This window comes from Cupriavidus sp. 22TCCZM01-5 (genome assembly GCF_057798915.1).
On sequence record NZ_JBYOJR010000011.1, the window covers coordinates 77743 to 91210 of the forward strand.

General features: G+C 62.9%; 13 protein-coding genes and 2 tRNA genes. 8 read left to right on the top strand and 7 right to left on the bottom strand.

Going from position 1 to position 13468, the window contains the following annotated elements; translation table 11 throughout:
- Positions 1–120: 120 nt before the first annotated feature.
- Positions 121–1653, top strand: coding sequence for an exopolyphosphatase (gene ppx / locus AC3FNH_RS13170; RefSeq protein WP_276100004.1), 1533 nt, complete (start codon positions 121–123; stop codon positions 1651–1653).
- An 80-nt stretch (positions 1654–1733) separates the two neighbouring features.
- On the opposite strand, the gene AC3FNH_RS13175 is transcribed toward ppx, so the two are convergent.
- The 3 genes from AC3FNH_RS13175 to infA all read right to left on the bottom strand — a co-directional run bounded on the left by AC3FNH_RS13175 (position 1734) and on the right by infA (position 3857).
- Entirely contained in the window at positions 1734–2576 is an 843-nt protein-coding gene (locus AC3FNH_RS13175; protein WP_276100005.1) for a GNAT family N-acetyltransferase, read from the bottom strand.
- A 357-nt stretch (positions 2577–2933) separates the two neighbouring features.
- Entirely contained in the window at positions 2934–3410 is a 477-nt protein-coding gene (locus AC3FNH_RS13180; RefSeq protein ID WP_488720398.1) for a SixA phosphatase family protein, read from the bottom strand.
- A 225-nt stretch (positions 3411–3635) separates the two neighbouring features.
- Positions 3636–3857, bottom strand: a complete 222-nt coding sequence (gene infA / locus AC3FNH_RS13185) for a translation initiation factor IF-1 (RefSeq protein ID WP_006578938.1) — start codon at positions 3855–3857, stop codon at positions 3636–3638.
- Between the two features lie 601 nt (positions 3858–4458).
- Between infA and AC3FNH_RS13190 the strand changes: the two genes are divergently transcribed.
- Positions 4459–4992, top strand: coding sequence for a hypothetical protein (locus AC3FNH_RS13190; RefSeq protein ID WP_488720332.1), 534 nt, complete (start codon positions 4459–4461; stop codon positions 4990–4992).
- A gap of 64 nt (positions 4993–5056) precedes the next feature.
- Here the strand turns inward: AC3FNH_RS13190 and AC3FNH_RS13195 are convergent.
- A tRNA-Pro gene (locus tag AC3FNH_RS13195) sits at positions 5057–5133 on the bottom strand.
- Between the two features lie 416 nt (positions 5134–5549).
- On the opposite strand from AC3FNH_RS13195, the gene AC3FNH_RS13200 reads away from it, so the two are divergent.
- Both AC3FNH_RS13200 and AC3FNH_RS13205 read left to right on the top strand, forming a co-directional pair.
- Complete coding sequence (locus AC3FNH_RS13200) at positions 5550–6782, top strand: GGDEF domain-containing protein (RefSeq protein ID WP_488720399.1); 1233 nt, start codon at positions 5550–5552, stop codon at positions 6780–6782.
- 41 nt (positions 6783–6823) lie between these two features.
- Positions 6824–6900, top strand: a tRNA-Arg gene (locus AC3FNH_RS13205).
- A 706-nt stretch (positions 6901–7606) separates the two neighbouring features.
- Here AC3FNH_RS13205 and AC3FNH_RS13210 read toward each other — a convergent pair.
- The 3 genes from AC3FNH_RS13210 to AC3FNH_RS13220 are packed head-to-tail and all read right to left on the bottom strand — an operon-like array spanning position 7607 to position 10227.
- Positions 7607–8542, bottom strand: coding sequence for an SMP-30/gluconolactonase/LRE family protein (locus AC3FNH_RS13210; protein ID WP_276100007.1), 936 nt, complete (start codon positions 8540–8542; stop codon positions 7607–7609).
- Between the two features lie 24 nt (positions 8543–8566).
- The gene (locus tag AC3FNH_RS13215) at positions 8567–9448 is read right to left on the bottom strand and encodes an IclR family transcriptional regulator (protein WP_488720333.1); all 882 of its coding nucleotides are present in this window, start codon (positions 9446–9448) and stop codon (positions 8567–8569) included.
- 11 nt (positions 9449–9459) lie between these two features.
- A complete protein-coding gene (locus tag AC3FNH_RS13220) occupies positions 9460–10227 on the bottom strand; it encodes an SDR family NAD(P)-dependent oxidoreductase (RefSeq protein WP_488720334.1) in 768 nt (255 codons plus the stop codon).
- Between the two features lie 271 nt (positions 10228–10498).
- On the opposite strand from AC3FNH_RS13220, the gene AC3FNH_RS13225 reads away from it, so the two are divergent.
- The 4 genes from AC3FNH_RS13225 (at position 10499) to AC3FNH_RS13240 (ending at position 13437) form a co-directional block, all read left to right on the top strand.
- On the top strand, positions 10499–11206 hold the full coding sequence (locus AC3FNH_RS13225; RefSeq protein ID WP_488720335.1) for an HpcH/HpaI aldolase family protein: 708 nt from the start codon (positions 10499–10501) through the stop codon (positions 11204–11206).
- Positions 11207–11212: 6 nt separating this feature from the next.
- Positions 11213–11875: an aspartate/glutamate racemase family protein gene (locus tag AC3FNH_RS13230; protein WP_488720336.1), complete on the top strand. Its 663-nt coding sequence runs from the start codon at positions 11213–11215 to the stop codon at positions 11873–11875.
- A gap of 30 nt (positions 11876–11905) precedes the next feature.
- Complete coding sequence (locus AC3FNH_RS13235) at positions 11906–12991, top strand: tripartite tricarboxylate transporter substrate binding protein (RefSeq protein ID WP_488720337.1); 1086 nt, start codon at positions 11906–11908, stop codon at positions 12989–12991.
- 212 nt (positions 12992–13203) lie between these two features.
- A complete protein-coding gene (locus tag AC3FNH_RS13240) occupies positions 13204–13437 on the top strand; it encodes a hypothetical protein (RefSeq protein WP_488720338.1) in 234 nt (77 codons plus the stop codon).
- The last annotated feature ends 31 nt before the right edge of the window (positions 13438–13468 follow it).

Consider the following 13468-nt stretch of genomic DNA (forward strand, 5'->3'; position numbering starts at 1 on the left):
TGATGTTGACATGGCGGGGACATAATTTTCCGGGGTTGTCAGCATACTGTCCGGGCGGACCACAAGTCTCCTGCGGCGCGGTAACCTGTACCCCATGTGTATCAGCTTTCCAGACACCGAATGAACAACACCCCACGCCTGCTGGCCGCCGTCGACATGGGCTCGAACAGCTTCCGCCTGATGATCGGGCGAGTGGACGAGACCCCCACAGTCAACGGCCCGGCCAGCCAGATCTTCCAGGTCGACGCCCTGCGCGAGCCGGTGCGGCTGGCAGCCGGGCTGACACCGGACAAGTACCTCGACCAGCCGGCACGCCGGCGCGGCATTGACGCCTTGCGCCGCTTTGGCGACCGGCTGCGCGATTTCGCGCCGGAGCAGGTGCGTGCCGTGGCGACCAATACACTGCGCGTGGCCAAGAACGCATCGGAGTTCCTGATCGAGGCCGAGGCCGCGCTGGGCTTCCCGATCGAAGTCATCGCGGGACGCGAGGAAGCGCGCCTGATCTACCTGGGGGCATCGCACGACGCGCCGGTCTGCCAGGGCAACCGGCTGGTGGTCGACATCGGCGGCGGCTCGACCGAATTCATCATTGGCAGCGGTTATCAGTCGAAGCTGATGGAGAGCCTCTACATCGGATGTGTGTCGCACAGCCGCCAGTTCTTTCCGAGCGGCAACGTCGACGAGTACGCGATGAAGCAGGCTGAACTGGCCGCGCGGCGCGAGATCCAGGTGCTGGTGCGCCAGTACCGCGCCGCAGGGTGGGAGCAGGCAGTCGGTTCATCGGGGACGGCGCGTGCGCTGGCCGAACTGATCGAACTCAATGGCATGAATGACAACCCGGCCGAGCATGGCATCACGCGAGAAGGGCTGGAGCGGCTCAAGCGTGCGCTGGTCAAGGCCGAGAACACCAACCGGGTCAAGCTGACCGGCCTGAAGGCGGACCGCATCCCGGTGCTGCCAGGCGGGCTCTCGATCATGCTCGGCGTGTTCGCTGAACTCGACATCGATCGCATGGACGTGACCGATGGCGCGTTGCGCCTCGGCGTGCTCTACGACCTGCTCGGGCGCAGTCATCACGAGGACATGCGCACCGTGACCGTGGACCAGTTCATGCGCCGCTACGGTGTTGACCGCGCCCAGGCAATCCGTGTGCGACGCGCCGCGACCACATTGCTGTCGCAGTTTCCGGAGCCGACCCATGAGCGCCGCGAGGATAACCTCGGGTTGCTGGGCTGGGCCGCCAGCCTGCACGAGGTCGGCATGTCGATCTCCCACAGCGGCTACCACAAGCATTCGGCCTATATCGCCACGCACGCGGACATGCCGGGCTTCTCCAAGACCGACCAGGCGCGCCTGGCGGCCTTGCTGCTTGGTCATGCCGGCAAGCTCGGCAAACTCTCGGGCAGCGGCAAGTTCCTCGACTGGCGCATGCTCTTCAGCTTGCGGCTGGCATTCGTACTCTGTCGCCGGCGTTCGGATGCGCCGCTACCGGATATCCGTGTGTCGCAGCGTTCGGACGCGCTTGACGAGGGTTTCGAGGTTCGGGTGCCCAAGACCTGGATCGAAGCCAATCCTCTGGTCGAATACAGCCTGGCGCAGGAGGCCGACGAGTGGCAGCGCGTCGGCAAGCGGTACAAGGTGGTGTACGCCTGAGCGCCTGAGCGCCCGGGCGGCGCCGGGCACCAAACAAAAACGGCGGCCAGTGGCCGCCGTTTTCCTTGCGCCGGCACGCTTCAGGCTGGGCGGTTCAGGCCGAGGAAGTGGCGGGCATAGCGCGGGTTCATGTCATTCACCCGCAGCAGCGTCAGGAAGTCGGCCACATTGAAGTCCGGATCCCAGGCGGGCAGGCCGCAGATGCGGGCGCCCAGGCGCAGGTAGCCCTTGATCAGTGCCGGCGGTTCGACGTCGAGTTGCTGGTTGAGGTCTTCGACGGGCAGCGGCAGGCGCGGGAAGGCATGGTACTCGATCGGCGCCAGCGAACGCTCGCTGAACAGCCGGTGCAGGCTGGCCGCATAGTGGCCGCCGTCGCTCATGGGCACGCTGGCGCAGCCGAGCATCGATTCGATGCCCCAGCGCTGCAGATACTCGCCCAGGCCACCCCACAGGGCCATGATGACACTGCCCGAGCGGTAGTCGCGGTGCACGCAGGAACGGCCGAGTTCGAGCATCTTCGGTCGCAGGTGCGAAAGGCGCACCAGGTCGAATTCCGATTCCGCATACAGGCAGCCGATACGTTTGGCCTGGTGTGGCGGCAGCACGCGGTAGGTGCCAACTACCTTGAGCGTGGCCATGTCCCGTACGATCAGGTGGTCGCAGTAGGCGTCGAACATGTCGACATCCAGCTCGGGCACCTTCGACGCCAGGCGCGCGCCCATCTCGTCGGCGAATACCTTGTAACGCAGGCGCTGGGCCTCGACTACTTCGTCCTGGTGGCGCGCCCACGCCACGCTGAGAACAGGCGATTCATTTGCCGGTGTATCCGACGGGCGATGAAGACGCCTCCGCGCCGACTGGCCACCGAGGCCATTGGGCAGGGAGTCGAAAAGCGGCTGGGTAGGCGTCGGGAGGTCTCGCATCAGAGTGTCCTTTGGGTGACGAAACTGCTGCGAAGCAATGTAGTGAGCCGCGGTGACAGTACCGTGACCCGGCGATGACGCTTCCATGACGCGCGCCGGCGCGGTGTGGGTGCCGGGGGCGACCGATGACGGCATGCCTTGGGCAGGATGGGAAAGCGGGGTGGGGCTGCGAGACATGCCTGGTTCTCCGGGTCACCAGCGCCGGACCTGCCGGCGAACTACCCGACTCTATTGAGTGGAGAAACAGGGGGCTATCGCTCTTTGCTGAATTTTTCGGTGGCGTCCGGCTGGCCGCTTGCAGATGGCGTGCCCGTGCCCCAGCAGGTCGGAGAATCAGAGATTTCTTATCGAGGCATGTCAGAGGAATTCTGGATTCATGACCGCGCGCAGCACCGTTTGCGCCTCGCTTTCGCGGGTGCGGCTGGCCAGCCACCAGATGCCGCTCTTGCGCACGCTCCAGTTCATCTCCGTGCCGGCCAGCAGCAGACTGGCCAGTCTTCCGATCCAGGGCTGATGACCCACCACCACGACGTTTTCATCGCCCTGAGGCCAGCCTATCGCGCCGAGAACGGCGCTGACATCCGCGCCGGGCGCGAGGGCCTCCACAACTTCAGGATGGCTGCTAAGCGCTGATGCGGTCTCTCGCGTGCGCAGGGCAGGACTGCACAGCACACGGGTGTCGGCTGGCAACTGGGCGCGCAGCCAGGCCGCGGAACTGTCCGCCTGCTTGCGCCCGCGGCGCGTCAGCGGGCGCTGCAGGTCCGCGTGCCGGCTCAGGCTTAGCGGATCAGGGAGCTCTTCGGCTTCGGCGTGACGCCAGAGGATCAGGTTCATGTCGGAGCGGGACAGGAAGCGTGCTTCGAGTATGGTGAAGCCGTCCGACAGCGCAAGCGAGGCCCGCCAGCGCGATGGCGGCCCGCCCAAACAATACGGGCTGCCTGTCAGGCAGCCCGCAAGTGTCTCCGAGCGTGGTGTCAGGCGCGTGACACACGCTGGCGCGCAATCATTGCGCTGAGGCCGGGCCGGAAAAGCGTACCTGCACCCGGACCTGGTAAAGACTCAGGACTTGTGGCGGAAGTTGATGCGGCCCTTGGTCAGGTCGTACGGCGACATTTCCAGGGTGACGCGATCGCCTGCCAGAATGCGGATGCGGTGCTTCTGCATCTTGCCCGATGCATAGGCCCAGATCTCGACGCCATTCTCCAGCAGGACTCGGTAACGATTGTCGGGCAGGGCTTCCGACACCACACCGCCAAATTCAATGAGTTCTTCCTTAGCCAATCTATCTTCCTTTTCTGCAACCTGCAGGCTGCAATGGTTACGTTTTACATTCGATGTGACGCGACGCGCGGGCTTGCCGGTCCGGCGCATGTGCACGGGCTTGCCGCATGGCGGCGGGGCGCGCCTTGGGTTGTCCCCGGCAAGCTGACACGGTCCTGATGACGCCGCAAACCGCGTGCCATCCGGTCCAGTTAGGGAATCGTCCAGGGGGCGCTGTCTGCCCGGCCGATCTGTCTTGCCGATACGGCCGCAGAACCTCGGCCGTGCGAGTCGCGGGGTGCGCGGGCAACGTGTTACCGGTCGCTCGCCATGGTTGTAACGTTGCGGAAGGATCTGAAGGGCCGGCCTTCACGCTGGAGAGAACGCCCGGTGACAGGGATGCGCGGAACATCCCGGGCTAACGATATATTGTACCACGGGAGCGGGTTTTCAATGAGGCGGACGAAACTCCGTGGCGCGGGCGGGAGCCTGGGCCTGGAAGGCGGTATTCAGCCCCATAAAGTGATTCATGAGCATCTTTTGATCGGACCGCGGCCCTTGGCATTTGCCCGGGATGAGCTAGAACTAACTCACGGGCGTATCTTTGCAAACGGAGGTGGGCATGGAACTCCACATGCAATCGCATCACTATGTACGCTGCCGGCCCGACTGGCGGGCAGCGGTGGTGGCTGGTCTGATCGCCGGCACGGCATACATGGTGCTCGAACTGTTATCGGCGCGCTTCCTGCTCTACCTGGGTGCCTGGGACACGGTGAAGATGGTGGCGGCCATCATCCTGGGTCGGGACGTGTTGGCTTCGCCGGATACTTTCAACTGGACCATTGTGCTAGCTGCGGGGACGGTTCACTATGCACTGGCGATCATCCTGGCCTCGGTGCTGGCGCTGATCCTGGGCTCGTTTCGCCTGGATTCGAGCATGGGCCTGGCATCCGTCGTCGGCATTGTCTTTGGTGTCGCGGCTTACCTGGTGAACTTCTACGCGCTGGGGCGTTATTTCAACTGGTTCCATGACGCGCGAGGCTGGGAAAGCCTGTTTGCGCATGCGCTGTTCGGACTGGTTGCCGCCGACGCCTATTGCCATTTCGAGCGGCGCAATGCCGTGGCGAGAGCGCCGCAACCCGGTTCGCCCCCGTGATGACTAAGGGCGTGGAAAGAAAAAACGGCTTATGTCCTGCGACATAAGCCGTTTTTTTTCGTACTGGTCGGAGCGATAGGATTCGAACCTACGACCCTCTGATCCCAAATCAGATGCGCTACCAGGCTGCGCTACGCTCCGAAGCCGGCCATTGTAGCCGGCTCTGCATGGCGTGGTCAATCCATCTTGAAAGGTGTCGTCCGCGGCGCGCCGAAAGCGCCCGGGCGTACGCACCCCGCTTCGGACGGGCCAACTGCAGCTTGACTTGGATTCGGGCCCGGCGATAATCGCCAGATCGCCGCAGTCCGCCCCGTCGCTGCCGGCAATCGACGGTGATGCATCCCTTGTGCGGACTTTCCAGACCATCAAAATATGAAGTGCGCTCCCGTCCGCGGAGAGCGTGCCGGCCGTGCCAGTCCGTTCGCGCTTGCGTTGGCGGCCGGCGGTCCGGGACCGGTCTGGCGGCACATTGAAAACGACGGTCCCAAAGCAGGACCGACACAGAAAGGCGAGAGTGGCGACGTGCGGGTCGCTGCTTGCGCTGGACGGGAATGAAGATGTTTCAGTCGCACATGATTGTGCTCATTGCAGGCCTGTTAGCCCTGCAAATGGCGGTGGTTTGTGCCGTGTTGCGCCGCTCGCAGGGAATGGAGCTGAGCGGCCTGACTTCGTGGGCGCTCGGCGGCCTCGTGGCCGCGTCAGGGGCCGCCATGCCAGCCCTTGCGGAGTTCGCGGGGTATTGGCTGGCCGCCGATGCTGTCGACATGGCTCTGTTCTCTGGCATTTCGCTGATGGTGGTGGGCACGCGGCATTTCGCCGGAAAGCCCGGCCGGGCCTCCATGCTGGTGGTTGTGAATCTGGTCCTCGCGGCAGCGATGGCGGGCGGCATCTGGTTGCCGCATATCGGCTGGCTGCAGGCGCTGCGCCCCTGGATGCCAGCGGCGCTGGGTTTCGGGCAGACGCTGCTGCTGCTGGACCTGGTTCGGAATGCTGTACCGTTGCTCGTGCACAAGCGAGGCACGGGACGGTTCGCTGCTCTGTCGCTGGTGCTGATTGCGGCGGGGTGTGCCGGGCTGAATGCCTGGAATCTCTCCGGATCCATCGCCCAGCCCGACGTGCCTGGTCCGCTGGCGCAGGACGGTTCGCTGGTCGTGCTGAACGTTTTTGCCGTGGTAGGGCTGTCGGTCAGCTTTGCCTTGATGGCGCACGACCGCCTGCGCCGGATGCTCGAGCGCAAGGCCAACCACGATGACCTGACCGGCCTGCTGGCGCGGGGTGCCTTCTGGCAGCAGCTGGAAGCGGCGAGCGTGCAAGCGGATCGGAGCGGCAAGCCGTTGACGGTCGCGTTCGTGGACCTGGATCACTTCAAGGCCATCAACGATGTGTACGGGCACATGGCCGGTGATAGCGTGCTCAGGCATTTCGCGGGTTTGCTGCGCAAGACGGTAGGTCCGCAAGACATTATTGGCCGGCTCGGCGGCGAGGAATTCGCCATTGCCATGCCTGAGACGACGCTCGAGCGGGGACGCGCGACGAGCCTGCGCCTGAGCACGACCGTGAGAAACACGCCGTGCCCCTCTGAGCCGGACGCGATTGCCTATACCGTCAGCATCGGCATGGCGCAGCGCGAGCCCACGGAGGCGGTGGAGAATTTGATGCGCCGTGCCGACCAGGGGCTCTACGACGCCAAGCGCGCCGGCCGCAGTTGCGTGTCGCTGCGCCGCACCGGCAAGCCGCAGCATGGCGCCGGCACGGGCGAGTCCGCGCATTGGCGACGCGCGGCATTCTGATCCGCCAGGCGGCATCGCACTGCGGTAGAATGCTGCCCTTCGCGTCCTTAGCTCAGTTGGATAGAGCACTCGCCTTCTAAGCGAGCGGTCAGAGGTTCGAATCCTCTAGGACGCGCCAATCCAATCAAGGGTTTGCGGGCGTGTGCTAGCTTGGCGCGCGCACGGCCTAGCGCCGGCGGGCAATCTGCGGGCAATTCTGGCAGGCGGGAAGCGGAGTAGGGTGGGCGGCAGCGGTAGCAGGCGTTCCGAACCGGTTCCACTGAGCCCAAACATTCCAGCATAGGCGATCCCTGTCGCCGGGCGAGTCGCTAGGCTTTCGCGCCGGACGTGTCGCGCGTACGTTGCCGTCGACGCCGCCCCGCTGTTGACGTCGCTGGCTTTCCGTCCGAATTAGGCCTATCGCGACAGGCATGCAGCAAAGGCACATTCAGTGTCCTATCACGAGATGCCGGGCGGAATGCGTGATGGGGGCGGGTCTGGGCCAGACGCGCAGGCCTCTCGCATCCCTTGTTGACGGTATGGGCCTTGGTGGCGCTGTCGTCATGGTTCGGAAGAATGACGCCTAGCGTTGCATACGCCAGTGTGTCCGTCATAGCGCGGCGCGTTAGTTTATTGAATTGCAGACGGATTGCTCCGGGCAGCGAGGAAGGGGGAGAAGGCGTAGCCAGAGGCCCCAGTAGAAATCCGGCGCCCATCCGGATAGCCTACCCGTCAAGCCGCCAGCCGACGCACGGTCCCAGTGCACCTTGGGCGATGTCGTCACATCCTATGGCCCGCGGGGGCTGAGCCGCAGCACGAACGCCGGGCGCGTATACCGCTGCCAATCAGAGGGCACCACGGGTGTTCACATACAGCGAATAGAGTGACTGGCTGCCAGCCATGAACAGTCTGTTGCGATGCCGACCGCCGAAGCAAAGGTTCGCGCAACGTTCGGGTAGTCGGATGCGGCCGATGCGTTCTCCTTGCGGCGAGAAGACCATTACGCCGTCTAGCTCGGGATCGCCCATGCCCCAGCCGCACCAGAGATTGCCATCTTCGTCGCAGCGCAGCCCATCGGGGATGCCTGGGCCACAGTCAATCAGCGCTCGCTGGTGGTTTAGGCGCGAGCCGTCGTCAACCACGTCGTAAACCACGATGTTGCGATAGGGCGTTGCGCGACTTTGGACGACGTAGAGCTGCTTCTCATCGGGGGAAAACGCCAAACCGTTTGGTGAGAGGAGGTCGTCGGCGGCCACAGAAAGCCGGCCTGAGCGTGTATCTAGGCGGTAAAGGTACGTTGGCAACTCGGGCTCGGCGCGGTTGCCTTCGTAGTCGCTCGAAATACCGAAAGCGGGGTCGGTGAACCAGATCGTGCCGTCGGACTTCACCACTACATCATTGGGCGAGTTGAGCGGCTTTCCTTCATAGGAATCGGCCAATACCGTGATCGAGCCGTTGTGTTCGGTGCGCGTGACGCGCCGCGTGCCGTGCTCGCAACTTACCAGGCGGCCCTGGCGGTCGCGCGCGTTGCCATTTGCGAAGTTTGATGGGGAGCGAAAGACGCTGACTGCGTCAGACTGCTCATCCCAGCGCATGATCCGGTTGTTTGGGATATCGCTGAACAATAGGCAGCGATGGTCACCAAACCAGACCGGCCCCTCGGTGAAGCGAAAGCCGGTGGCCAGGCGCTCTACTGCTGCCAGCACTATGCGATAGCGTTCGAAGCTCGGGTGCAGCACCTGTACTGCAGGATCGGGATAGCCGACATGGGGTTCCCACATGAGAGTGTTTCTCCTCGCGAAAAATCAGCGCTGTAGCGGGGCGGCGCAAAAGCGGACAAATTGAGCAAGTTCGTCAGCGATGGCTCGGGCACGCGGCACCCCGGAGGCTACAAGTTCGGCAACCGACATGCGATCGGCGTCGACGGTGAGGCTTACGCCGGCCACCGGCGCGCCCTGTGCGTCGAACACCGGTACGGCAACCGTGCGCAAGCCATAGGCGTTCTCGCCATCCGAGACGGCATACCCTTGCTTGCGCACTTGGTGCAAGCGTTTGAGCAGAGCATCGACGTCCGTCAGCGTCCGCTCGGACAGCTTGACGCGCTCCGTACTTTCCAGTAGTTGCACTTGCTCGTGCTCGGGTAGCCAAGCGAGCATGGCATGCCCCAGCGCCGCACCATAGGCGCGAACGCGGCTACCCGGACGGCGGTCCACGTTGCGGCGGGCGAGACCGTTGTCGGCGCGTTGCAGGAAGACGACGTCTGCTCCGTCAAGCATGCCAAGCGAAGCGGCGTCCGCGGCGTCGGGCACGCATGCCTGGAGCAATGGCGCCGCGTGCGACCAGAGGTCCTGCGACGACAGGGTCTGGTAGCCGAGCTCCAGGCACTTCAGCCCGAGGCGAAAGCGGCGCACATCGACCGGCACTAGGTACCCAAGCGCGAGCAAGGTGTGGATCAGGCGGAATGTTGTGCCGCGGTCCATCCCGGTGGCGGAGGCAAGTTCACTCACCGTCATGGCTGGCATCTCTGGTGTAAAGGCGTGTAGCACGCTGAATGCCTTCATCACCGAGTTGACGACGTTCTTCGGATTGCTTGCCGGCGACGGCGCCGCAGTGTCGTCCCGCGTCGCGGTTGCCTTGGCAACAGTCCTCTTTGTCGCAGTTTTGCGCACTTCGCTGGCTTTATTCATGGGCAATGCTTTCACGAGCTGAAAAGCCTCAGGGAGCCCAGACCACCGTCGAGCGTCAACACCGTGCCCACCGTGGATCGAGCGCCCGGATGGGCAAGGTAGAGAACCGCCTCGGCCACTTCCTCGGCGCGCAGCATGAAACCTGTCGGCTGTCGCTGGTGGTAGATCTGCTCTTGTGCGGCCGGGTCAGGCGCCTGGGCGATCAGCGTCCGGATGAATGGTGTGTCCACGGTGCCCGGGCTCACGGCATTGACACGGATGCCTTCATGGACGAGGTCGGCCGCCATGGCACGCGTCATCGACTCAATTGCGCCCTTGGTGGCGGAGTACGCGACGCGCCTGCGCAGTCCGGTGCTAGCTGTGCATGACGACATGTTGATAATTGACGCGTGGCGTGACCGGCGCAGGAAGGGAAGGGCTGCGCGCGTGGTGCGCACGTAGCCGAGCACGTTGAGGTCGAACAGCCGCTGCCAGTCGGAAAGCGGCCCGTCCTCGACAGTAGCCGGGTAGCTAACTCCGGCGTTGTTGACAAGGATGTCGATGCGGCCGTGGGACGCGCCGAAACCGCCTATGGCTTGCGCTACCGCTGCGTCGTCCGTCACATCGGCGGAAAGAGCGGTCGCTCCGTGTGGAACTTCATCGGTATCGCGGTCCAGTATGGCGACGCGCGCGGCGCGTGCCAACAACGCTTCGGCCACCGCGCGGCCTATGCCGGCGCCGCCGCCTGTGACCACAGCCACCAGTCCTTCAAATGCAGAATCCATTGCGCGGTTGTGCATCCCGTTTCAACTCCGACGCCAACTGACTGCGGCTGCGCGAAATCGGAATGCGAACATTTGTTGTGAACAAGACAATGATCGTCGCAGCGCGGCTCGCCGTCTGCCCCGGGTAAACCCCGTCCGTACTTCGCCTTGACTTGGTCGTGTACATCATCGAACAATACCTGCACAAACGACAACAAATGTTCGTATTCCGATCAAATTTAAATTTACCATGAAGACACCTTCCAATCGATTTAAGCGACTATTACGCCAACGTCAGCAGATCGGCATGTTCTCAACGCTCGGCAGCTCCATGCTCGCTGAATTGCTAGGGGGCTGCGGGTTCGACTGGATCTTGCTTGACACTGAGCATTCGCCCAACGATATGCCGGAAGTGATCGCGCAATTACAGGCGATGTCGGCTTTCGAAGTTAGTCCCATCGTGCGGCCCGCGTGGTCGGATATGGTGCTGGTGAAGCGCTATCTCGATGCGGGAGCGCAAACGCTGCTCTTTCCTTGCATTCAGTCCGCGGCAGAAGCCGCCACTGCGGTGAGCTATACGCGCTATCCGCCACGCGGTGTGCGTGGAGTGTCAGGCAGCACGCGCGCCGCAGCTTATGGGCTAAATCCCGACTACCTGCGCAGCGCCGAAGAAGAGTTGTGTGTCATCGTGCAGATCGAAACTGTCGAGGGGCTCGAGAACCTGGAAGCCATTGCTGCGGTCGACGGCGTCGATGCCGTATTCATCGGACCAGCCGATCTCGCGGCCTCGATGGGGCATCTGGGTAATGGCCAGCACCCGATAGTACAAGCAGCCGTCGATGATGCTTTCCGGCGCCTACGCGCGATAGAAAAGCCGGCCGGCTACCTTACCCTGAACGAAAGCGAAGCTGAACGCCGCATCGCCGATGGCGTGGACTTCGTTGGCGTGGCCACCGACACCTCGATCATCACGCGCGCCGCGACCGCTCTGGTCAAGCGCATGACTAAGCAGTGAGGCGCGATGGCTGCACGGATCGCCTTTGTCCACACCGTTGGCTTTCTCGTTGACGAGTTCAAGCGCTTGATGCGGGCGCAACTGCCTGACATTGATTGCTTTCATATCCTCAATGAGAGCTTATTGCAGGACTTGCTGCGCGGCGGTGAGCCTACTTTGATTCACCGCCGTGTCGTCAGCCAAGTGCATCTGGCAATCGACGCCGGCGCTGATCTGGTTGTGATGACCTGTTCCTCTACCTCACCCGCTATTGATATCGCGCGTCAGACGGCGAATCGGCCGATACTCAAGATCGACGATCCAATGGCCGCCGAAGCCGTCAACTGCGGCCCGCGTATCGGCCTGCTCTGTACGGCAACGAGTACGGTGGCCCCTAGCACCTCACTGCTACTTGCACATGCCGAACTGCAGAGCCGAACGGTCGCGATTCATCCGCACGTCAATGCCGATGCGTACAGGGCGCTCATGGCGGGCGACCGTGCCACGCACGATGCCTTGGTGCACGATGCCGCCGCCAGGCTATCCCAGGACGTCGACGTCCTGGTGCTGGCCCAAGCGTCTCTAGCCCCTTTGCGGGACAGCCTGGCCGCTGAATTGGACTGCCCCGTGCTTTCCAGCCCGCCTTTGTTGATGCGAGAACTTACTCGTCACCTGGCCCTGCTCGCGTAGCGTAGGCGACAATATTCGTAGGAGACAACCATGAACAACTTCCCCCAAAATCTCACCTCCCTGTGTACGTCATTGGCCCGACGCCGCTGCCAGCCACTGCAGCGCAGAGCTACGAGCAGGCGCATCGAGTCGCCGCTGCTCGCCTCGCTGATAACGGCAATGCTGATTGCTATCAGCCCGGCCAGGGATGCGAGCGCACAGGGCAAGACCTCCGCAGTGTTGCCGGACGGCCATGTCAACTTCATTGTGCCCGTCGCTGCGGGCGGAGGAACCGACCTTACATTCAGGGCGCTTGCGGAAGCGACCAAGCCGCACCTCGGTCGCACCATCGTAGTTCTCAACGTGCCAGGCGCAGGCAACGCAGTTGGGCTGATCCAAGCCGCTAGCAAGCCCGCCAACGGACTGAACCTCAGTTCGTACACTTCTGAGATTTTTACGCTTCCCATCTTTCAGCCGGTGAAATTCTCAGCCAATGACTTCCGGCCCGTCATTCTTGTGAATGAAGACCCCGCGTGCCTGGTGGTGCCGGCCAACACGAAGCTTGACTCCATCGATGCGTTCATCGCAGAGGCCAAGGCCAGGCGGGGCAAGGTAACCGTGGGCAACTCCGGCTTTGGCAACATCTGGCACCTATCCGCTGCGGCGTTCGAGAAGAAGGCGAACATCGAGCTGCTGCACGTCCCATACAATGGCGCGTCACCTGCATTGCAGGCGGTTCTCGGCGGACACATCGATGCCTTCGTCGCCAGCCCGCCGGAGGTCGCTACCTATGTTCAGGCAGGTAAGCTGAAGATCATCGCAGTGATGGCCGACAAACGCAGTGCCGCGTTTCCCGACGTGCCGACACTGAAGGAAAAGGGGATCGACCTGTCGATCGGCACGTGGCGAGGTATCGGCGTGCCAGCGGGAACACCGGACGAAATCGTTAAGACTCTTCATGACGCGTTCGCCAAGGGAGTTCGGGAGAAGTCCTTCGTCGATTTCATGAATAGCCGTGGCCTCACCATCCATTACATGTCGACGAAGGAGTTCAACGACTTCGTCACGCATGAGCGTCCGATATATGAAGCGCTGGCTGCTGGAGTCAACAAGACGAAGCCGCAGCAGCAACCGTGAGAGCGAGTGTAGGGATAGTATGGCCGTCATCCCTTGCAAATCCCATGAGATAGATTCGATCTAGGACGTTGCTTTCCGGGCTGGGGCATCAGTCGCGGCGCCAAAGCGATTTAGTTCGATTTGGCGCCGTGTCAATGCATACCTAACCAGCCGGCGTCCGAGGCGACGAAGCCGACGATCCCAATCTCTCACTTGAGGAGCAAGCCGACACGATGTTGATGCAGAGCGAGGTCTCGAACCAATTTGCGATTCTCTACGAGGAACGCTTTACCCATCCTCATCGCCCACAGCATTGTGAGGAACCAGAATTCGCAGGAGTGGCTCTTGCCGACCGCTGCCGCCAGTCGAACGGAGTCGGCCTCGACGACAGCTTTCAATCTACAACGGCCATCCACGCGGCCAGGTCGGCAGGTGATCGGCCGCTGCCGTTGGTCGATCTTGCCTAGCTAACCGAACATGGCCGACTTCTGCCAACCG

Excerpts from the sequence above, each read along its gene's own strand:
- ppx (WP_276100004.1), top strand. The coding sequence starts at position 121 with ATGAACAACACCCCACGCCTGCTGGCCGCCGTCGACATGGGCTCGAAC.
- AC3FNH_RS13175 (WP_276100005.1), bottom strand. The coding sequence starts at position 2,576 with ATGCGAGACCTCCCGACGCCTACCCAGCCGCTTTTCGACTCCCTGCCC.
- AC3FNH_RS13180 (WP_488720398.1), bottom strand. The coding sequence starts at position 3,410 with ATGAACCTGATCCTCTGGCGTCACGCCGAAGCCGAAGAGCTCCCTGAT.
- AC3FNH_RS13190 (WP_488720332.1), top strand. The coding sequence starts at position 4,459 with ATGGAACTCCACATGCAATCGCATCACTATGTACGCTGCCGGCCCGAC.
- AC3FNH_RS13200 (WP_488720399.1), top strand. The coding sequence starts at position 5,550 with ATGTTTCAGTCGCACATGATTGTGCTCATTGCAGGCCTGTTAGCCCTG.
- AC3FNH_RS13210 (WP_276100007.1), bottom strand. The coding sequence starts at position 8,542 with ATGTGGGAACCCCATGTCGGCTATCCCGATCCTGCAGTACAGGTGCTG.
- AC3FNH_RS13215 (WP_488720333.1), bottom strand. The coding sequence starts at position 9,448 with ATGAATAAAGCCAGCGAAGTGCGCAAAACTGCGACAAAGAGGACTGTT.
- AC3FNH_RS13220 (WP_488720334.1), bottom strand. The coding sequence starts at position 10,227 with ATGCACAACCGCGCAATGGATTCTGCATTTGAAGGACTGGTGGCTGTG.
- AC3FNH_RS13225 (WP_488720335.1), top strand. The coding sequence starts at position 10,499 with ATGTTCTCAACGCTCGGCAGCTCCATGCTCGCTGAATTGCTAGGGGGC.
- AC3FNH_RS13230 (WP_488720336.1), top strand. The coding sequence starts at position 11,213 with ATGGCTGCACGGATCGCCTTTGTCCACACCGTTGGCTTTCTCGTTGAC.
- AC3FNH_RS13235 (WP_488720337.1), top strand. The coding sequence starts at position 11,906 with ATGAACAACTTCCCCCAAAATCTCACCTCCCTGTGTACGTCATTGGCC.
- AC3FNH_RS13240 (WP_488720338.1), top strand. The coding sequence starts at position 13,204 with ATGTTGATGCAGAGCGAGGTCTCGAACCAATTTGCGATTCTCTACGAG.